This window comes from Pseudomonas sp. fls2-241-R2A-110, from assembly GCF_030209165.1.
In the GTDB taxonomy this organism is placed as follows: domain Bacteria; phylum Pseudomonadota; class Gammaproteobacteria; order Pseudomonadales; family Pseudomonadaceae; genus Aquipseudomonas.
Map to the genome: position 1 here is coordinate 1 of NZ_JARVSN010000014.1, position 18,659 is coordinate 18,659.

The window sequence follows — 18,659 nt, forward strand, 5'->3', positions numbered from 1 at the left end:
AATCTCTTCCTGCTGCCCATTGATCGTTCCCTACGCTCCGCGTGGGAATGCAGCCCGGGACGCTCCGCGTTCCATTTTTGTGTGTTGAAAGATGTGTAAGAAACACAGCGAATTCCCACGCATTTTTCAGGTTGCCGGGTAGGAAGCGTGTTCTCTAACCTTTGGCTGTCGCTGAAAACTCAGCGACCGGGAGTGAGATTCCGGCTGAACAATTGGAAACCAGCGCAAGGCCCCCCATAATTGCCGCCAGCTTATCCGCTGCCTGCAAGTTTTTTATGGCGGCTGTGTGCGGGCGGACTTCGGTCTGGCCGGGTTCCTTTTGCCGGTAATCTCACACCGCACATAGCTGCCACCTCTGTTCCGAGTGAGATCGGAAATTGATGGCTCCAACATCAAAAGGAAATTTGCATGGATAAGTTAATCCCCGACCCACCCCTCAACACCACAACCCCCAACGCCGAGACCACCCAGGCCGAAGCGCTCATCAAAGACCGCGAAGCGATAAAACGCGCACTCGATTACTACCTCGATCCGCCCGGGCAATACAGCGTAAAACCCCGTCGTCCAAGCACGATGTTCATGGTTGTCCCCGAAGTTGATTCTGAAAGTCTGTTGGCCCATGCCTGTGAGTCTTTGGCGTCGGCGAGTGTGATGGCGAGTGATTTTGCGACGAGTCTGGTGGGGCCGCAGCGGCATACGGTGTTGGCGATTCAGCAGGTGATCATGTTGGCGGAGTTGGCGGTGAATCGGGTGTTGGACAGGGTTGAGGTTCCGGCGTAAATAGCGTTCGGTCAGGTTGACCGCGTTATCGTTCTTCGCGAGCAGGCTCGCTCCCACAGGTGCTGGGGTTGCTCGCGATTGCGGTGTGTCAGTCAGCACTAAACCCGACGGACTCGCTTGCAGCGTGAAGCTTGCGGCGCTCGACACGGGTATACTGCCGCCTTTCGCGGCTCGCTGACCGGGCCCGACTCTTTTGCATCACCCGGAGCTTTCATGACTTCCCCGACACAACCGCCGGTTGCCGACGCTTTGAGCGACGACCAGGCAGACCTGCCAGACAGCGTCGACTCCAGCGCAGACAGCGAATCCAAAGCCGCGATTCCGGCGTTCAAGTTCCCGTTCAAACCGGGTGAGTTGGCCGCTGCGAAGAATGCCAGCCAGCCTTGGTACAAGAATGGCGCGAAGAATGGCCATACCAAGACGCCGGGGGCTGCGCCTCCCGGGACGCGTCGTTCGATGGGTAAGCGCTGAGTTTCAAACTCTGCGGTGTCTGATCCTCCGTCATCGCGAGCAAGCCCGCTCCCACATTTGATCTGTGTACGACACGGACCCAATGTGGGAGCGGGCTTGCTCGCGAAGGGGCCATCAAAGGCAATACATCTTCTGAATCAAGCCGCCCGCAACGAAATAAACGCATAGTTCAACGGCGCATCCGTCGCCACTTGCGCCCCGGCTGCCTGTACCTGCCCGGCGATATCCTCCCCCGACACATGAAACAACCAGTCACTGCCAGACGTCTCCAGCGGTTTCTCTGAAACCTGATCAATGACCGCGGCAAACGCGCTCATGTCCGGCAGATAAGCGGTAAACCCATCCCCTTTCAGCGCTGTAGTCCGAATCCCCAGCAAGCCGCAAATCGCATCCTTGGTCTGAATGTCGTCGCGATCCGCCTGACGTGAACGCTGGATCAATCCTGCCAGTTCGTGATCCACCAACTGGCCGCCGACAATCAAGTCCGGGCCTTGTTCCCACGACTCCGGCGGGCATTCCTTCACGGCGGTATTCAGCGCGATGTGCGGGTTGATTTCCATCGGGTAGATGCGGCACACCAGCGGTCGCCGTTCATAGATGCGGCAGAGGTTGTCTTCGTCAAGATTCCGGCAGGGACCGACGTTGTAGGCAGCAAAGGTGATCGCGACGTAGGCATCAGACGCGCCGCTTCGAACCCGCGCTGAGCGGCGTTCGGCGTGTTCGCGTTGTTGCACCGGCAGGCCCAGGCCGTTGCCCAGGAAACCTTCCACCAGCACGATCACTTGACCGCCGTCAGCCGCCCACATGCGGGCTTCGGCCAGGGTCAGGGGCACGTGGTGGTCGTTGCAGCATTTGCCGCAGCCTACGCAGGAAAACGTCGTATTCATCAGGCTTCAGGTCGCAGGTAGAAGGCAGGAAGCGGCGCCAGAATCTCACCGCACAGACCTGCGTCGAAGCAAGTTATGCGCCAGTCACTGGGCTTTGGTGGCGGGGCGGATGGCGTCCCATTCGGTCACGTAGGCGGTTTTGGTTTTCTTGTTGTAGAGGCACAGTTCGGTGCCTTGCTGGCCTTTCATGTGTTTTTGCGGGTATTGGCCTTGCAGCAGCAATGCGGTGTAGCCGACGCGGTCGTCAAACTGGGCGGCGGTGCCAACGGGTTTGGCGTCTTTCAGGCCGCTGGCCTTGGTGCAGCTGGCGAGGACGGCTTTGTCGTAGGCGGCCCAGGCGTCGGGGCTGGAGGCGTGGGCCTGGGTGGCGAGGGCGGTGAGGCAGAGGAAGGTCAGGGTGGTGGCTTTCATGGGGGCAGGCATCCTTGGGCATTGAGTTAGCCGAGGGTCGGAGTATGCCTGATGGTTTTGTGTTGAATGTGTCGGCCTCATCGCGAGCAGGCTCGCTCCCACAGAGGGTACGCGATCAACTGTGGAAGCGAGCCTGCTCGCGATGGCGGTGGTTCAGACCGGAACCAATTCCCGGCGGACCACATACATCCCGGCGCTTTCATACAACCGCTGCGCCCGAAGGTTGTCTTCCAGGACCTTCAAATCGACAAAGCCTTCCCGGCGATCCTGAAACACTTTGAATGCATGCAGCAGCAACGCACGGCCGAGCCCGAGGCCTTGGGCCTGAGGATGCACCACCAGGTTTTTGATGTAGGCGCTGGTCCAGCACTGGCACACGCCGACGATGCGCTCGCTCTCGAGCGCAATGAAACACAGGGAAGGATCGTATTCGGGATCGGTCTCAAAGCGCTGTTGCCAAACGTCCAGGGTAGGCACGCGGCCGCCACCTTCCTGATAACCCGTTTCCATCAAGCGATGAACGACTTCGGCCAGTTCGGGGCGGTATTGAACGAGGACGATTCCCTTGGGCCAGGTGATGTCGGGCACGGCCTGCGCCAGGTTGCGCCGCATCAAAAAGCAGAATTGCTCGGCCAAGACTCAGTGACCTTGTTCGGCGACAGCCTTGGCCGCCTCGATCAGGCACTTGGTCAGTTCCGGCGACGAGAACTTGGTCAGCACCGCGTTGGCCCCGGCCAGGCGCGCTTTTTCGCTGTTCATCGCACTGTCCAGAGACGTGTGCAGCAATACATAAAGGTGCGAGAAATCCGGGGTTTCGCGCAGGGTGCGGGTGAAGGCATAGCCGTCCATCTCCGACATTTCGATGTCCGAGACAATCAGGTTGATCTGCTGCGCCGTGCCTTGCAGGTCCAGCAGGCAGTCGATGGCCTCCTTGGCGCTGCGGGCGGTGTGGCACTGCAGGCCGAGGTTGCGCAGGGTGTGCACCGATTGCTGCAGGGCGACCTGGCTGTCGTCGACCACCAGAATTCGTGCGTTGCCCAGCACTTCAGCGTCTTCCATGCTCAGTTCGGTCGGGGCCATTTCGATCTGTGCCGGGGCGATGCCGTGGATGACTTTTTCGATGTCCAGCACTTGCACCAGCGTGCCGTCGACCGAGGTCACGCCAGTGATGTACGAGCGCACACCGCCGGAGCCAAAGGGCGGCGGGCGGATGTCGGTGGTCAGGCAATGGACGATCTTGCTCACGGCCTGAACATGCAGGCCCTGTTTGGAGCGGCTGACGTCGGTGACGATCAGGCAGCCACCGTTCGGGTCTTCCAGCGGTCGCTCGCCGATAGCGCGGCTGAGGTCGATCACCGACAACGAGGCGCCGCGCAATGTGGCGATGCCTTTGACGTGGGGGTGCGACTCCGGCAGCTTGGTCAGCGGCGGGCAGGGAATGATTTCGCTGACTTTCAGCAGGTTGATTGCCATCAGCTTGCCGCTGCGCAAGGTAAACAGCAGAAGCGAAAGTGAGTCTGCGCGGGCTTTGGTGGTGGACATAAAAACCTTCTGTGGAAAAAGGTGATGGGCGAGTAAAGAATCGCCAAAATCTATTGATGCCGGGTTATCGACTTGTTGGGGGCAGGCTTTAGTAAATCAGGCGGCGTTCCGACGATAGGGGCGTCACTTCATCCCCAATCGCTTGGCCATCCGGCCCAGATTTGCCCGGTCCAAGCCTAGCTCACGTGCCGCACTCGCCCAGTTGTCGTGATGCCGTTCCAGGCAGGCGCTGATCAATTGACGCTGATAATTTTCGGTGGCTTCACGCAAATCTCCGGCGACCAACGCGACAGGCACGACAGCGGGTTGTTCAGCGGGGAGTTCGACGCTGCCATTGGGCAAGTCCAGATCCGCCGCACTCAAGCTGAGAATCTTCGGCCGTTCCTTGCAATTGCCCAGCGCCTTTAACGCGCTGCGCCCGATCAGATGCTCCAGCTCCCGCACATTCCCCGGCCAGTCGTAAGCCAGCAATGCAGCTTGCGCGTCGCTGGTCAGCCGCAGGCTATTGAGGCCCATGCGCGAGCGGTTCTGTTCCAGGAAGTAGCCGCTGAGCAACAACACATCCCGTCCGCGATCCCGCAGCGCCGGCACCTGCAGCGGGTAAACACTCAGGCGATGATAGAAGTCGGCCCGGTAGCGGCCACTGCGCACTTCCTCGGCCAGGTCGCGGTTGGTCGCCGCGATCAGTCGCACGTCCACCTGATGTTCTTTGTCCGACCCCAAGCGCTGCAACTGACCGCTTTGCAGCACCCGCAACAGTTTGGCCTGCACGGTCAGCGACAGTTCGCCGACTTCATCGAGAAACAGCGTGCCGCCATTGGCCAGTTCGAACTTGCCGCGACGATCATTCGTCGCACCCGTGAAGGCGCCGCGCACATGGCCGAACAGTTCGCTTTCGACCAGCGTGTCCGGCAGGGCGGCGCAGTTGAGGCTGATGATCGGTTTGTCCGCACGAGGGGAGGCGGCGTGAATCGCCTGTGCGACCAATTCCTTGCCGACGCCGGTTTCGCCGGTGATCAGCACGGTCAGGTCGCTGCCGCCCACCAGGTTGATTTCTTCGACCAGGCGTTTATGCGTCTTGCTCTGGCCGATCATCTCGCGGTTCTGCTGGCCGCTGGCCTGACGATAAACCTCGGCACGCTGATGCTCATCTTCGACACGATTGGCCAGGCGTTCTATACGTTCGGCGGCGTTGACGGTGGCGGCGGCGAGGCTGGCGAAAGCTTGCAGGGCATCCAGTTCAATCGGTTCAAATCGTTCCGGGTCGAGGGCGTCGAGGGTCAGCAAGCCCCACGGGCGCTCGTCGATAAACAGCGGGCAGCCCATGCAATCGTGAACTTCCAGATGTTCGTCGAGGCCATCGACCAGGCCGTCGTAAGGGTCGGGCAAGTCGCTGTCGGCGGCGAACCGCGTCGGGCCGTGACTGCTGAGCAGTGCTTCGAAACGCGGGTGTTCGCTGACTTTGAAGCGTCGGCCGAGGGTGTCGGTGCTCAACCCGTCCACGGCCAGCGGCACCAGCCATTCGCCATCAAGGCGCAGCAGGGCGGCGGCATCGCAGGGGAGCAGGGCGCGCATGGCTTCGAGCAAGCGTCGATAGCGCTCGCCCTCGGGCAGTTCGCGGGAAAGATCAGAGACCAGGGGCAGCAGGGCGGTGAGCAGCGATTTTGCAGTCATAGTGACTCCATGTAGTCGACATGACTATAAGTCAGCGAGTGTCGATATGACTACGTTGTTTTTAAGTTGTTGATTTTTAAGGTTTAAAACATTGGCACGGAAACTGATAAAGCTAAGGTAATTCACATAAAGCTGGAGTCGACCTTATGCTTAGCGTTCAAGACCGTGCCATCGTCAAATCCACCGTGCCGCTGCTCGAAAGCGGTGGTGAAGCGTTGATCACGCACTTCTACCGCATGATGCTCTCCGAATACCCGGAAGTCCGCCCTCTATTCAACCAGGCTCACCAGGCCAGCGGTGATCAGCCCCGCGCACTGGCCAACGGCGTGCTGATGTATGCGCGGCACATCGATCAGCTCGATCAATTGGGCGATCTGGTGGCCAAGATCATCAACAAGCACGTGGCCCTGCAAATCCTGCCTGAACATTACCCGATCGTCGGCACGTGCCTGCTGCGCGCCATCAGCGAAGTGCTGGGCGACGAAATTGCCACGCCTGAAGTGATGAGCGCCTGGGGCGCGGCGTATGGTCAATTGGCCGAGATCCTGATCGGCGCCGAAACCAGCATCTACGACCAAAAAGAACAGGCGCCGGGCGGCTGGCGCGGGGCGCGGGAATTCATCGTCGCGGCCAAAGTCGAGGAAAGCGCGGAAATCACTTCGTTCTACTTCGAACCTGCCGACAAAGGCGCGATTCTGGCCGCTGAACCGGGCCAATACATCGGCATGAAGCTGATCCTTGATGGCGAAGAGATCCGTCGCAACTATTCGTTGTCGGCGCTGGCCAACAAAGGCCAGTACCGCATCAGCGTCAAGCGCGAGACCGGTGGCCGCGCCTCCAATCACTTGCACGATCAGTTGCATGTTGGCGCGAGCATTCAGCTGTTCCCGCCATCGGGCGAGTTCACGCTGACCGCCAGCGACAAACCGCTGGTGCTGATCAGCGGCGGCGTCGGGATCACGCCGACCCTGGCAATGCTTGAAGCGGCGCTGGCGACTGAGCGTCCGGTGCACTTTATCCACTGCGCGCGCAACGGCAGCGTTCACGCTTTCCGCGACTGGATCGATGGTCTGGCCGAGCGTTACCCGCAGCTCAAGCGCTTCTATTGCTACGACGAGGATGACGGCGTGAGTCCGGCGGCGGACAAGGTCGGGCTGCTGAGCCGTGAGCAACTGGGCGAGTGGCTGCCGGAGCAGCGCGATCTGGATGCTTACTTCCTCGGGCCTAAAGGTTTCATGGCGGCCATCAAGCGCCACCTCAAAGCCTTGGGTGTGCCGGAGAAGCAAAGCCGTTACGAGTTCTTCGGGCCGGCTTCGGCGCTGGAATAAACCTCTGCGGCGACTCGGGAGACCGGGTCGCCTTCATCGCGGGCAAGCCCGCTCCCACAGGATTTGTGTTTGCCGTGATCGCGCGAACAACACAACACCTGTGGGAGCGGGCTTGCCCGCGATTGGCCCACCTCGGTCTTCCTTCGTAAAAATCCTTCGAAAGTTAATCCCTCCTTAACTGTTTTGTCGTCTATTCCCCAGTCACCACCGGAACGCGCCGGGCTCTCAAAGGTTGGAGCCTGCGTGTAGACTTGCGGGCAATCGATTTTTAAAAGGGAAGCGCGATGAGCGAGGAAACGATGCGGTTGGGACGTGAACGGCGTTATCTGGTGCTGCTGGGCATCATCTGCCTGGCGCTGATCGGTGGCGCGCTGTACATGCAGATTGTGCTGGGCGAGGCGCCATGCCCGCTGTGCATCCTGCAACGCTATGCGTTGTTGCTGGTTGCGCTGTTTGCCTTCATCGGCGCGGCCATGCGCACCCGTCGCAGCATCACGGTGTTTGAAACCCTGGTGGTGATCAGCGCAGTGGCTGGCGTCGCGGTGGCCGGGCATCACGTCTTTACCCAGTTCTATCCGGCGGTCAGTTGCGGCATCGATGTGCTGCAACCCATTGTCGATGGCCTGCCGCTGGCGAAGATCTTCCCGCTGGGCTTCCAGGTCGATGGTTTCTGCTCCACGCCGTATCCGCCGATCCTCGGTTTGTCGCTGGCGCAATGGGCGCTGGTGGCGTTCGTGCTGATCGTGGTGCTGGTTCCGCTGCTCACTGTGCGTAACCGCAAAGCACTGCGCTGAGGCTGTCGCTGCACCGTTGAGTCAACCTGAAAACGCCCCGGACCTCGTTGAGAGGACCGGGGCGTTTTGCATTTCAGGGCTCAATTTAAAAGACACGTGATGTGTGACAGGGAAGGGTGCGACACGTGTGCGACATGTTGTCACAGCGCGGCTGTCGCAAGGCGTTTCAACGCCGTGAATTGGTGCACGGCCGCGCAACAACATTGGTCTTTTTCAACGTTCGAACGCCACCTGCCGAAAACAACAAAGCAGGCAGTTTTAACAGGTCCTGGCGAATTGCCAGAACCCTTGTCACATAGGGGCTTGGGCAGGGTCGAGGGCGGTGGCGACGGCATCGATGCTGTCTGAACTGCGCTAGGTAGACCTACTAATTTTGGTGTTTTTGTTGAGAATGAATTTCGATAAGATGCCGCACTTTTGCAAAAACCGTTAATGATTGTTGCTGGAATGGATAAAAATTATTTCGGGATGAGACATGGTTTATGAATCGTTACATATCTACAATCGCCCGCACTGAATTCCCGGCACTGCTCACCTTGAGCATGAAGTAGGGCGTCGAGGAGCATGAATGCTCCATGCGACCCCCAGGTGTCGGAGCCTTCCAACTATCCGCACCAAATGGAATTGGTCTGTAACAAGGCCTTTGACCACGAATTCGAATAAGAACTTAACGCTTGCCCAGGATTTGTCGAACAGCGTCTGACGCGCGACGGGCAGCCACTTATTCAATCCAAGAAAAATGCCAACCCTTGGCAGGGTGAAGTGTTGGCGATCAAAACCCAACTGCATTGCGCAAGCTGCTTTAGAGGTCGTGAGATGAGTAAAAACAGGTACCCCAGACTACTAGGCTTATTGCCGCTGCTCGGCACGTTGTTGCTGTCAGGCTGCAACATGACCTTGCTCGATCCCAAGGGTCAGGTCGGCCTGGACGAGCGAAACCTGATCATCACCGCAACGCTGCTGATGCTTCTGGTCGTGGTACCGGTCATCGTCATGACCTTCCTGTTTGCGTGGAAATACCGCGCCTCTAACCAGGACGCCGTGTACACGCCAAAATGGTCGCACTCCACCAAGATCGAAGTCGCCGTTTGGGCGATTCCGGTACTGATCATCATTGCCCTGGGTTATGTCACCTACAAGTCGACCCACGCTCTGGACCCGTACAAGCCGCTGGAATCCGACGTCAAGCCGATCACCATTCAAGTGGTGTCGATGGACTGGAAGTGGCTGTTCATCTATCCCGAGCAAGGGATCGCCACGGTCAACAAGATCGTCTTCCCGGCCAACACGCCGATTAACTTCCAGATCACCTCCGACACCGTGATGAACTCGTTCTTCATCCCGGGCCTGGGTGGCCAGATCTACGCGATGGCGGGCATGCAGACCAAGCTGCACCTGATTGCCAACCAGAACGCTGAATTCGACGGTATCTCCGCCAACTACAGCGGCGCGGGTTTCACCGGCATGAAGTTCAAAGCAATCGCCACCTCTCAGGCGGATTTCGATGCCTGGGTCAGTGATGTCAAGAAGGCACCTAAACAGCTTGAAAAAGCTGAATACGAAGCCCTTTCCAAACCAAGCCAGAACAATCCAGTAGAGCTCTACTCCTCGTTCACGCCGAACCTGTTCCAGACCATCGTCGACAAGTACGAAGGCATGAAACCGGGTCCGAAAGTGGACCACGAGAAGAAAGAGAAAGAAGTGGCCCAGATGGAAGGGATGGACATGAGTTCGCATTCAGCTGCCGGGGCAGAGGAGTAAACGATGTTTGGTAAATTAAGTTGGGAAGCGGTCCCGTTCCACGAACCGATCGTGATGGTGACCATCGCCATGATCGCGCTCGGCGGTCTGGGCGTGTTCGCTGCAATCACCTATTTCAAGAAGTGGACCTACCTGTGGTCCGAGTGGCTGACGTCGGTCGACCACAAGAAAATCGGCGTGATGTACATCATCGTTGCCATGGTCATGCTGCTGCGCGGTTTTGCCGACGCCATCATGATGCGTACCCAGTTGGCCATGTCCACCGAGGGTTCGCCTGGCTACCTGCCGCCTGAACACTATGACCAGATCTTCACCGCTCACGGTGTGATCATGATCATCTTCATGGCGATGCCATTCTTCACCGGCCTGATGAACCTTGCGGTGCCGCTGCAGATCGGCGCGCGTGACGTTGCCTACCCGTTCCTGAACTCCCTGAGCTTCTGGCTGCTGATGTCCGGCGTGGTGCTGGTCAACGTGTCCCTGGGTGTCGGCGAATTCGCCCGTACCGGTTGGGTTGCGTATCCACCGCTGTCGGAACTGGGCTACAGCCCTGGCGTGGGTGTCGACTACTACATCTGGGCCCTACAGCTATCGGGACTCGGGACGACACTGACGGGGGTCAACTTCCTGGCCACCGTGCTGAAAATGCGTACCCCAGGCATGAAACTGATGGACATGCCGATCTTCACCTGGACCTGCACCTGGGCCAACGTATTGATCGTCGCTTCCTTCCCGATCCTGACCGCTACCTTGGCTTTGCTGACGCTTGACCGTTACATGGATTTCCACATTTTCACCAATGAACTTGGTGGCAATCCAATGATGTACGTCAACCTGTTCTGGGCCTGGGGTCACCCCGAGGTTTACATCCTGATTCTGCCGGCGTTCGGGATCTTCTCCGAAGTCATCTCGGCGTTCACCGGTAAGAAACTGTTCGGCCACCACTCGATGATCTACGCCTCGGGCGCGATCTCGATCCTGGGCTTCATGGTTTGGCTGCACCACTTCTTCACCATGGGTTCGGGTGCCAACGTCAACGCCTTCTTCGGCCTGGCGACGATGCTGATTTCGATCCCGACGGGGGTGAAGCTATTCAACTGGCTGTTCACCATTTACCAAGGGCGTCTGCGTTTCACCAGCCAGGTTCTGTGGACCCTGGGCTTCATGGTGACCTTCGCCATCGGCGGCATGACCGGCGTACTGCTGGCCATTCCGGGTGCGGACTTCGTCCTGCACAACAGCCTGTTCGTGATCGCTCACTTCCACAACGTGATCATCGGCGGCGCCGTGTTCGGTTACATCGCAGGCTTCGGCTTCTACTTCCCTAAAGCGTTCGGCTTCAAGCTGCACGAAGGTTGGGGCAAGGCTGCGTTCTGGTTCTGGATCTCGGGCTTCTTCGTCGCGTTCATGCCGCTCTATGCACTGGGCTTCATGGGCATGACCCGTCGTCTGAACGCCACCACCAACCCTGAGTGGGTGCCGTACCTGTACGTTGCCATGTTCGGTGCGGTGATGATCGCCTGCGGTATCGCCTGCCAGTTGATCCAGCTCTACGTCAGTGTCCGTGACCGTAAGAAGCCGGAAAACATGTGCGAGCACGGCGACCCGTGGAATGCCCACACGCTGGAATGGTCGACCTCGTCGCCACCACCGTTCTACAACTTTGCCGTACTGCCAAAAGCCGACTGCATCGACCCGTTCACTGAAGCCAAGGAAGACGGTACTGCGTACCAGACTCCGGTCAAGTACGAGCCGATCCACATGCCAAACAACACCGCGACCGGCCTGGTCATGGGTGCTCTGTTGACTGTGTTCGGTTTCGCGATGATCTGGCACATCTGGTGGATGGCCATCTTCGGCCTCGCCGGCGCCGTGATCTACTTCGTGATCCACGCTGCCCGTGATGACCAGGGCTACATGGTGCCGGTCGACGTGATCGAGCGCACCGAAGCCGAGCAGCGCAAACGTCTGGTAGCCGCAGGGAAACTCCCGGCCACTGCCACCCGTGTTGAAACCTCGTTGGAACAGGCTTAAACCATGTCGAACTTAGTGACCAATGCTGGACACACCCATGTCGATGGACATGGGCACGATGACCATCACCACGACTCGGGCGAGATGACCGTATTCGGTTTCTGGCTCTACCTGATGACCGACTGCATTTTGTTTGCGTCGATCTTCGCGGTGTACGCGGTACTGGTTAACAACGTAGCGGGTGGCCCGTCGGGCCACGACATCTTCGAGCTGCCATACGTGCTGGGCGAAACCGCCTGCCTGTTGTTCAGTTCGATCACCTACGGCTTCGCCATGCTGGCGTTGTTCAAGGGCAACAAGAAGGCGGTACTGGGCTGGTTGGCCATTACCTTCCTGTTCGGCCTGGGCTTCATCGGCATGGAGATCAACGAGTTCCACATGCTGATCTCCGAAGGCTACGGTCCTAACCGCTCTGGCTTCCTGTCCGGATTCTTCACCCTGGTCGGCACCCACGGTCTGCACGTGACCAGCGGTCTGATCTGGATGGCGATCATGATGTATCAGGTCCAGAAAAACGGCCTGACGGCGACCAACAAGACCCGTCTGAGCTGCCTGAGCCTGTTCTGGCACTTCCTGGACGTGGTGTGGATCTGCGTATTCACCGTTGTTTACCTGATGGGGACTCTGTAATGGCTAACGCACACTCCCACGATGGTCACGGCCACGACGACAGCCACGGCAGCGTCAAGTCCTACGCCATCGGCTTCATCCTGTCGGTGATCCTGACGATCATTCCTTTTGGCCTGGTGATGTACCCATCGCTGCCTAAAGCAATGACCCTGTGGATCGTACTGGCCTTCGCAGTAATCCAGGTGCTGGTGCACCTGGTGTACTTCCTCCACCTGGACCGTTCGGCTGCCCAGCGTAACAACGTGATCGCGTTTGTTTTCGCCGCACTGGTAATCGTCTTGTTGGTAGGCCTGTCGCTGTGGATCATGTTCAGCATCCACACCGTCATGATGGCGCACTGAGGAAAGTCCGGATGTCCTTTAAGCACTTTATCCAAATCACCAAACCGGGGATCATTTTCGGTAACGTGCTTTCTGTGGCGGGCGGATTTTTCCTGGCCTCGAAAGGGCATGTCGATCTGGCCATTTTCCTGGCCGCCATGATCGGCACGTCCCTGGTGGTGGCTTCCGGTTGCGTGTTCAACAACTGCATCGACCGCGACATCGACCTGAAGATGGAACGCACAAAGAATCGTGTGCTGGTCCAGGGCTTGATCTCCCTGAAACTGGCACTGATCTACGCGACCGTCCTCGGCGTTGCCGGCGTTGCCTTGTTGTACAAGGTGGCCAATCCGTTGGCCGCGCTGTTCGCCGTGATCGGTTTCGTCATCTACGTCGGCTTCTACAGCCTGTACCTCAAGCGCAAGTCGGTTCACGGCACGCTGGTGGGCAGTCTGTCGGGCGCCATGCCGCCGGTGATCGGTTACGTCGCTGTGACCAACAGCTTCGACATGGCCGCACTGACGTTGCTGGTGATGTTCAGCCTGTGGCAGATGCCGCACTCTTACGCCATCGCGATTTTCCGCTTCAACGATTACCTGGCTGCATCGATTCCGGTGCTGCCTGTTAAACGCGGGATCGAAGTGGCCAAGAAGCACATCCTGCTCTACATCCTGGCGTTCCTCGTGGCGACCTTGATGCTGACCTTCAGCGGCTACGCCGGCATGAGCTACCTCGCCGTCGCCGCGGCCATGGGCATGTACTGGTTGTACATGGCCTGGACCGGTTACAAGGCAGTGGATGACACGGTCTGGGCACGCAAGCTGTTCGTGTTCTCGATCTTCACCATTACCGCGTTGAGCGTGATGATGTCCCTGGACTTCAAAGTGCCGAGCGAGCTGTTGCTGACGTACGCGCCTTAAGCGTCGGACGCTGTAAAGAAAAGCCCCGCCTTCGAGAGAAGAGCGGGGCTTTTTGTTGGGGGCGATTCAGTCGGTTTGGTGTCGGTTGAGAGCAAGGCTGCCATTGAAACGCGTCCCCAAGGGTATCGAAGTCCATGCCTACTCATGCAGCAGAACCCTCCTACAAGGTTTTCAGGTTGTCGCTCGGAAGTCGCCTTTCTAACCTCGGGGGTGTGGCTAATTCAGTCGCAATAGCCGCCAGGCGTTGACCCGCGCGCCATCACTGGCATCGCTATCCCACATCAGTTTGAGGTTCGAACATGGAGTTGTCGGATGTAATTATCCCCCGCGTCAATACGAGCACGGCGTTGGGGCAGGCTTTGATTTCGATGTTCAAATCTGTCGAAGCGGAGCTGGTACTTGAGTACGCAGAGACAGGGGCGGTAAAAATTATCGTTTTCGGTGGGTGCGCAGTTCACCTTTATACAAGTCACCGTGTTTCAACAGATGTCGATGCAGAAGTTTACGAAGCGAATGTCCCCAAAAGTCTTCACCTCCAAACCATGCTCGCAGAGGTTCCCGAACAATTTATCGATGAACGCTCCGGTCGGTTGATGGAGCTGAACTATGACCTTCAATACAACACAAGCTTTGGCCCCATTCACGAGGACTATTGGGAGCGGAGCCTGCCACTTGCCGAGTTTCCGACCGAGTCTCCTCTACATGTTCACATTGCATCGCCCATCGACATTGCGATATCTAAATTGGGCAGAGCTACGGATCAAGACATTGGCGATATCATGGCGCTTCTCAGGAGCGGCTTCATAATCACTACCGAACTCCGTCGATTGGCGTTGCAGGCAATTGATGTATATGTTGGCAACAAAGAGCCACCAACGTCCGTTCTCGACAATATTTTGCAAAATTATCTGGAGATAACAGATGACGAAGCCCCTTAACGGCCACGTCCTCTCATCCGCTTTGGACACGCTGGTCAAAAGCCCTTTGAATCAAGCAGATGATGCTGCGCTTGTAAGCGCGGCCGAAGCTGTTTGGTACTCGGACTCGAACCTTGAAAGTGAAGTCTCGGCATTTTTGAGTCGGCATTCTGATGAGATCGAAATCCGCCGTGCAGGCTACCTGCTCGAACGCTTCACTCGTTTTGCATGCGTGTCTGATAGCCGCGTGCTGGAAACCTTCAATGTCCTTGAGCTTTTTGCATACTCGACTTTCAAGCAAGACGTGAAGCCACAACCAGCCGCTCCGCTTCGCCGTCGCCGTGATGAACTTGCTGCTTCATGGGGGTTGAGTGAAGGCCTGGGCTTGAAGGCCCAGACCCTGATGCCTTTTCAGACTCGACATTACGCAGCAGAGCAACACGCCACGTTTTCCTGAAGATTTATCAGCTATCGAGCAATCGAAAAAAGCGTTCACGCACCTGCGGGCTATCGCTGTGCGCAACGTTGAAGCGCAGGAAGCTGCTGGCATCAGCCGCTTTGCTCAACAAGGTGCCGGGTGCCAGGACGAGGTCGTTTTCAAGGCCTTTACTGGCCAGCGTCTCGGCGTGCAATCCATCGGGCAAACGGGTCCAGATGAACAGGCCTTCGCCCGGCAACGAAGACACCGAGCATCCGGCCTCCGCCAGCCAGCGAGCCACGCGGCTGCTCGATTCGTAGAGGCGATCGACGGTGCGGCGTGTGTGTTTGGCGTAAGTGCCGTTGGTGAGCATCGTGCAGATAATTTGTTCCGCCAACTCTGAGGTCACGCCGCCGCAGCTCATCTTCAAACGGATCAACCGTGCGGCCAGTTGTGGCGAGAGCACTGCGTAGCTGACCCGGCTGTTGGCGGTCAGGGTCTTGGAAAAACCGGAAACGTAGCTGACGTTGTCCAGACCACTGGCAGCCAGTCGTGGCGTGTGTTTTTGCTGAAGATCGCCATAGAGGTCGTCTTCCACGATGTGGAAACCGTAACGGTGACTCAGCTCCAACAAACGGTAAACCTGGGCGGCGGAGAACGAGTGCCCGGTCGGGTTGTGCAGTGTGCTGTTGGTCATGTACAACACGGGGCGATGGGCAATCAGCAATTGCTCGAACGCCTCCAGATTCAGGCCCTCGCAATCGCGGGCAATGGTGATGACCTTGGCGCCGTGCAGCGCCAGGTTGGCGTGCATGTTGAAGTAGCACGGATCGTCCAGCAGCACTGTGTCGCCGGGTTGTATCAACAGGCGCATCAGCTGGTCGATGGCTTGTACGGTGTTGGCGGTGGTGATGATCTGCTCCCGCGGCACCTCGATGCCGACAGTCGACAACTTCACCCGCAAGGCCTCGCGCAGCGGCAGGTAACCACCCACCTCACCGTATTCACCCATGCGCAGCGCGGTCGCACGAAGGGTGCCGCGCACGGCTTTTAGGAGCTCTTCGGCGGGCAGCCACGAACCCGGCAAGAATCCGCATCCGGGGCGCAACGCGCCATTGTTCAACAGAATTGCGCGGCGGACCCGACTGAGTATGTCCTGGGGTTGCAGGTCCGGGCCTGCCGCAGCCGGTGGCTGGTTGATGGCCCGTTGCACGTAGTGCCCCGAGCCCTGGCGTGAAACCACCAGTCCCTTGGCGCGCAATCGGTCCAAGGCATCGACCACCGTGGATTTGCCCACGTTCATCAACTCGGACAGTTCGCGAATCGGTGGCAACTTGGCCCCGTGAGGCAAGCCACCCTGGCTGATTGCCACAGACAGCTGATCGACAATCTGCTGCACCAACGGAACTCCCGGCTGGAATTCGATGGCGGCGATCACTGCGCGCTGAGCCTGCATTTTACTGGTCTCCCTGGCAGTAAAGTTCGCTGGATTCTATACGAACTTGCCCTGATCAACGCAAACGTCTGTCTCTACCATCATCTGCGCGGTTCGCATCATTGACCAAGGGGGTCCAGTAGATGATTCAGCAGATAACCCGCGACGAACGTTTCCTCGCGATGGCGAAAGAACTCGGCTTTGATATCTACGACGAGAACGCTGCCGGAGGGCATTACGCGCCGCTGCTTCGGCACGGCGACGAGGTGTATGTCAGCGGCCTGGTGCCGCGCATGAACGGCAAAATCCAGTACCCCGGCCGCGTCGGGCTGGAACTCAATATGGCCGATGCTCAAGAAGCCGCCAGCATCAGTGCGATACGCGGGCTGGCGCTGATCCGAGAGGCCATTGGTTCACTGGATAACGTCAAGGCGCTCCTTCGCATCACAGTGTATGTGAAGTCCACATTCGATTTTGTGGACCTGAGCGAAGTGGCCAACGGCGCCTCGGATGTCCTCACCCATGTACTGGGCGATGCCGGTAAACATACGCGAACGACTGTCGGTGTTTACCAGTTGCCGAAAAACGCCCCCATCGAAATCGACATGATCGCGGCCCTGCATCCGTCGATGTAATCAATCCAGCGGGCAATAAAAAGCCCCGCTTGCGAGGGCGGGGCTTTGAGGTGTGGCGTGTTACTGCGCGGCGATGCTGTAGCCGTCGAACGCGGTTTGCTGCTGAAGGGCGGTGATGATGTTCTTGCGGTTGACCGCTTGTTCGGCCCCGGTGTTGTCCAGGAATGTCTCGCTCTCGATCTCTGCGTCATCGCCTTCGCCGACGAAGGTGAAGCCGAGGAATTCCAGCGCTTTGCGATCAACGTTCAGGCTCGAACGGGGAGTGCGCAGCGGCAGCGTGACGCTCACGCCGTCCTTGCTGATGGTGAACACTTCAAGATCTTTCTTGGCGCGAGCCGCTTTGCTCTTGCCGCTGCTCGGGTTGCTGATGGCCTGATGCGTCTGGTTCAGCACCTTCAAGGCCAATCCATAGACGATTTCCTGAAAGGCCGGGTCGTCCTTGAAACTGGACAGAATGCGGCTGATCGGGAATTTGCTGCTCAAGTCTTCCAGCGCGGCAATGTCTGCGGCTTCGGCATCTTTGAGTTGCTTGAGCTCACCCATCAATTCGTAGGCTTTATCGTCGTCGAAGCTGTCGTGGGCCTGGCGGATCGCAGTGCGCAGCTCGCGGATCTGGTCACTTTCCCGAGTGGATTGAAACGCGTCCAGGACCATCTCGCTGATGGTCTTGGCCTGTGGGACGTGCTGTGAAAGATTGATGGAGTTTTCGTATTCCGCTTTGGACGACAAGGTGACTACGGATTCAGCGGTATTGGAATCGGACATTGAAATTTCACTACTTCTTTTAACTTGGGTTTAGGCGAGAAAGCACTGGGCCTTTTCAGGCCGCCTAATCTATTGGACCCAGCCTGAGTTGTCACGGATGAACAGGCCGCTGGTCATGATTTTTGCCGTGGAGGCTTTAGCCTGCGGCTCAGGGTTGGGGTTGTTTCTTGCGTCAGGCGCTTGGGCTGGCCAAATGTTGAAGCTCCAGCGCATTGGCGGTCGCCGCGCCACTGGCCGTATTGTCGAAAATGCACCAGGTGGGCCTGTCTTGCGCCTGGGGTTGTAGCGTTATAGCCAGCTCTTCCAGCCATGGCGACTCGTAGCTTGAGTAGTAAATTCTCGGTGAGCCGTGCAATCGGAAATAGCGGATGCCTGGCCAGGCGCCGGGCACGTCACCCTCGGGGATCGGCGAAGGATCGGCTGCCACTTGCCCGATTCGATGCTCAATCAACAGTGTCTGCGCCTGCGGTGTTTGCCAGCTGACATGCCTGGGTTCCAACACCGCAAACCCGTCGTAGCGTGATCGAAACACGCTGAAGAAGTGTTGAGCTGTCTCGCCTTCAAAGGCCAAGGAAGGTGGGAGCTGGATCAGCAGGCAACCAAGCTTCTGGCCCAAATGGGAGCATTGCCCGATGAACTCATCGATCAACTGTTCACAGCCCAGCAAACGCGCTTCGTGGGTAATCTGCTTGGGGACTTTGACCGAGAACCGAAAGCGCTCCGGTACGCTCTCGGCCCACCGGGCATACGTTGCCGGGCGGTGGGGTCGATAGAACGAACTGTTGATTTCCACGCACGTCATCCGGGCGGCATAGCGCTGCAAGTGCGTGCCTGCTGTGGGAAATGCCTCCCAATGATCACGGGGCAGGCTCCAGCCGGCGCAGCCGATGTACAAGGGCGTCGTGGCAGTCATCGAGGGTTTCTCGCCTCCGCGTCG

General features: G+C 58.2%; 20 protein-coding genes. 12 read left to right on the plus strand and 8 right to left on the minus strand.

The genetic code is table 11. From position 1 onward, the window contains the following. The first annotated feature begins 408 nt into the window (after positions 1-408). Positions 409-780: a DUF6124 family protein gene (locus QRN31_RS11910; RefSeq protein ID WP_285432190.1), complete on the plus strand. Its 372-nt coding sequence runs from the start codon at positions 409-411 to the stop codon at positions 778-780. Positions 781-993: 213 nt separating this feature from the next. Continuing rightward, positions 994-1,251, plus strand: a complete 258-nt coding sequence (locus QRN31_RS11915; RefSeq protein ID WP_259156762.1) for a hypothetical protein — start codon at positions 994-996, stop codon at positions 1,249-1,251. Between the two features lie 137 nt (positions 1,252-1,388). On the opposite strand, the gene QRN31_RS11920 is transcribed toward QRN31_RS11915, so the two are convergent. From QRN31_RS11920 to norR, 5 genes are all read right to left on the minus strand, one after another. Then, the gene (locus QRN31_RS11920) at positions 1,389-2,138 is read right to left on the minus strand and encodes a YkgJ family cysteine cluster protein (protein ID WP_285432193.1); all 750 of its coding nucleotides are present in this window, start codon (positions 2,136-2,138) and stop codon (positions 1,389-1,391) included. A gap of 84 nt (positions 2,139-2,222) precedes the next feature. Beyond that, entirely contained in the window at positions 2,223-2,549 is a 327-nt protein-coding gene (locus QRN31_RS11925; protein ID WP_285432195.1) for a hypothetical protein, read from the minus strand. Positions 2,550-2,702: 153 nt separating this feature from the next. Further along, positions 2,703-3,161 carry a GNAT family N-acetyltransferase gene (locus tag QRN31_RS11930; protein ID WP_285432297.1) on the minus strand — a complete coding sequence of 153 codons (459 nt, stop codon included), beginning with the start codon at positions 3,159-3,161 and terminating at the stop codon, positions 2,703-2,705. Between the two features lie 27 nt (positions 3,162-3,188). Next, positions 3,189-4,091, minus strand: coding sequence for a chemotaxis protein CheV (locus QRN31_RS11935; RefSeq protein WP_017340667.1), 903 nt, complete (start codon positions 4,089-4,091; stop codon positions 3,189-3,191). A 123-nt stretch (positions 4,092-4,214) separates the two neighbouring features. Beyond that, positions 4,215-5,765 (minus strand): nitric oxide reductase transcriptional regulator NorR, encoded by a 1,551-nt coding sequence (norR, locus tag QRN31_RS11940; protein WP_285432197.1) that lies wholly within the window; start codon positions 5,763-5,765, stop codon positions 4,215-4,217. Between the two features lie 146 nt (positions 5,766-5,911). Between norR and hmpA the strand changes: the two genes are divergently transcribed. The 9 genes from hmpA (at position 5,912) to QRN31_RS11985 (ending at position 14,926) form a co-directional block, all read left to right on the plus strand. Beyond that, positions 5,912-7,093 (plus strand): NO-inducible flavohemoprotein, encoded by a 1,182-nt coding sequence (hmpA, locus tag QRN31_RS11945; RefSeq protein ID WP_285432199.1) that lies wholly within the window; start codon positions 5,912-5,914, stop codon positions 7,091-7,093. A gap of 284 nt (positions 7,094-7,377) precedes the next feature. Further along, positions 7,378-7,887, plus strand: coding sequence for a disulfide bond formation protein B (locus QRN31_RS11950; protein ID WP_285432200.1), 510 nt, complete (start codon positions 7,378-7,380; stop codon positions 7,885-7,887). An 816-nt stretch (positions 7,888-8,703) separates the two neighbouring features. Continuing rightward, positions 8,704-9,648 carry a ubiquinol oxidase subunit II gene (gene cyoA, locus QRN31_RS11955; RefSeq protein WP_285432201.1) on the plus strand — a complete coding sequence of 315 codons (945 nt, stop codon included), beginning with the start codon at positions 8,704-8,706 and terminating at the stop codon, positions 9,646-9,648. 3 nt (positions 9,649-9,651) lie between these two features. Beyond that, positions 9,652-11,682 (plus strand): cytochrome o ubiquinol oxidase subunit I, encoded by a 2,031-nt coding sequence (gene cyoB, locus QRN31_RS11960; protein ID WP_285432202.1) that lies wholly within the window; start codon positions 9,652-9,654, stop codon positions 11,680-11,682. Between the two features lie 3 nt (positions 11,683-11,685). Next, positions 11,686-12,312, plus strand: a complete 627-nt coding sequence (locus QRN31_RS11965) for a cytochrome o ubiquinol oxidase subunit III (protein ID WP_027922711.1) — start codon at positions 11,686-11,688, stop codon at positions 12,310-12,312. Further along, entirely contained in the window at positions 12,312-12,653 is a 342-nt protein-coding gene (cyoD, locus tag QRN31_RS11970; RefSeq protein WP_027922712.1) for a cytochrome o ubiquinol oxidase subunit IV, read from the plus strand. The genes QRN31_RS11965 and cyoD overlap by 1 nt, the downstream gene beginning before the upstream one ends. A gap of 11 nt (positions 12,654-12,664) precedes the next feature. Further along, positions 12,665-13,552, plus strand: coding sequence for a heme o synthase (cyoE, locus tag QRN31_RS11975; RefSeq protein WP_090180333.1), 888 nt, complete (start codon positions 12,665-12,667; stop codon positions 13,550-13,552). A gap of 299 nt (positions 13,553-13,851) precedes the next feature. Next, positions 13,852-14,490: a DUF6036 family nucleotidyltransferase gene (locus QRN31_RS11980; protein WP_285432204.1), complete on the plus strand. Its 639-nt coding sequence runs from the start codon at positions 13,852-13,854 to the stop codon at positions 14,488-14,490. Next, on the plus strand, positions 14,474-14,926 hold the full coding sequence (locus tag QRN31_RS11985) for a hypothetical protein (RefSeq protein ID WP_285432206.1): 453 nt from the start codon (positions 14,474-14,476) through the stop codon (positions 14,924-14,926). Before QRN31_RS11980 ends, QRN31_RS11985 begins: the two co-directional genes overlap by 17 nt. A gap of 7 nt (positions 14,927-14,933) precedes the next feature. Here the strand turns inward: QRN31_RS11985 and QRN31_RS11990 are convergent, their stop codons facing one another. Next, positions 14,934-16,343, minus strand: coding sequence for an aminotransferase-like domain-containing protein (locus tag QRN31_RS11990; RefSeq protein WP_285432207.1), 1,410 nt, complete (start codon positions 16,341-16,343; stop codon positions 14,934-14,936). Positions 16,344-16,465: 122 nt separating this feature from the next. Between QRN31_RS11990 and QRN31_RS11995 the strand changes: the two genes are divergently transcribed. Beyond that, on the plus strand, positions 16,466-16,957 hold the full coding sequence (locus QRN31_RS11995; RefSeq protein ID WP_285432208.1) for a RidA family protein: 492 nt from the start codon (positions 16,466-16,468) through the stop codon (positions 16,955-16,957). A gap of 60 nt (positions 16,958-17,017) precedes the next feature. Here the strand turns inward: QRN31_RS11995 and QRN31_RS12000 are convergent, their stop codons facing one another. Then, a complete protein-coding gene (locus tag QRN31_RS12000) occupies positions 17,018-17,722 on the minus strand; it encodes a hypothetical protein (protein WP_222588362.1) in 705 nt (234 codons plus the stop codon). 172 nt (positions 17,723-17,894) lie between these two features. Then, positions 17,895-18,635, minus strand: a complete 741-nt coding sequence (locus QRN31_RS12005) for a DUF72 domain-containing protein (protein ID WP_285432210.1) — start codon at positions 18,633-18,635, stop codon at positions 17,895-17,897. Between the last annotated feature and the right edge of the window lie 24 nt (positions 18,636-18,659).

Bases quoted from the DNA above. Each gene is read 5' to 3' on its own strand.
- QRN31_RS11910 (WP_285432190.1), top strand. From the start codon at position 409: ATGGATAAGTTAATCCCCGACCCACCCCTCAACACCACAACCCCCAAC.
- QRN31_RS11915 (WP_259156762.1), top strand. From the start codon at position 994: ATGACTTCCCCGACACAACCGCCGGTTGCCGACGCTTTGAGCGACGAC.
- QRN31_RS11920 (WP_285432193.1), bottom strand. From the start codon at position 2,138: ATGAATACGACGTTTTCCTGCGTAGGCTGCGGCAAATGCTGCAACGAC.
- QRN31_RS11925 (WP_285432195.1), bottom strand. From the start codon at position 2,549: ATGAAAGCCACCACCCTGACCTTCCTCTGCCTCACCGCCCTCGCCACC.
- QRN31_RS11930 (WP_285432297.1), bottom strand. From the start codon at position 3,161: ATGCGGCGCAACCTGGCGCAGGCCGTGCCCGACATCACCTGGCCCAAG.
- QRN31_RS11935 (WP_017340667.1), bottom strand. From the start codon at position 4,091: ATGTCCACCACCAAAGCCCGCGCAGACTCACTTTCGCTTCTGCTGTTT.
- norR (WP_285432197.1), bottom strand. From the start codon at position 5,765: ATGACTGCAAAATCGCTGCTCACCGCCCTGCTGCCCCTGGTCTCTGAT.
- hmpA (WP_285432199.1), top strand. From the start codon at position 5,912: ATGCTTAGCGTTCAAGACCGTGCCATCGTCAAATCCACCGTGCCGCTG.
- QRN31_RS11950 (WP_285432200.1), top strand. From the start codon at position 7,378: ATGAGCGAGGAAACGATGCGGTTGGGACGTGAACGGCGTTATCTGGTG.
- cyoA (WP_285432201.1), top strand. From the start codon at position 8,704: ATGAGTAAAAACAGGTACCCCAGACTACTAGGCTTATTGCCGCTGCTC.
- cyoB (WP_285432202.1), top strand. From the start codon at position 9,652: ATGTTTGGTAAATTAAGTTGGGAAGCGGTCCCGTTCCACGAACCGATC.
- QRN31_RS11965 (WP_027922711.1), top strand. From the start codon at position 11,686: ATGTCGAACTTAGTGACCAATGCTGGACACACCCATGTCGATGGACAT.
- cyoD (WP_027922712.1), top strand. From the start codon at position 12,312: ATGGCTAACGCACACTCCCACGATGGTCACGGCCACGACGACAGCCAC.
- cyoE (WP_090180333.1), top strand. From the start codon at position 12,665: ATGTCCTTTAAGCACTTTATCCAAATCACCAAACCGGGGATCATTTTC.
- QRN31_RS11980 (WP_285432204.1), top strand. From the start codon at position 13,852: ATGGAGTTGTCGGATGTAATTATCCCCCGCGTCAATACGAGCACGGCG.
- QRN31_RS11985 (WP_285432206.1), top strand. From the start codon at position 14,474: ATGACGAAGCCCCTTAACGGCCACGTCCTCTCATCCGCTTTGGACACG.
- QRN31_RS11990 (WP_285432207.1), bottom strand. From the start codon at position 16,343: ATGCAGGCTCAGCGCGCAGTGATCGCCGCCATCGAATTCCAGCCGGGA.
- QRN31_RS11995 (WP_285432208.1), top strand. From the start codon at position 16,466: ATGATTCAGCAGATAACCCGCGACGAACGTTTCCTCGCGATGGCGAAA.
- QRN31_RS12000 (WP_222588362.1), bottom strand. From the start codon at position 17,722: ATGTCCGATTCCAATACCGCTGAATCCGTAGTCACCTTGTCGTCCAAA.
- QRN31_RS12005 (WP_285432210.1), bottom strand. From the start codon at position 18,635: ATGACTGCCACGACGCCCTTGTACATCGGCTGCGCCGGCTGGAGCCTG.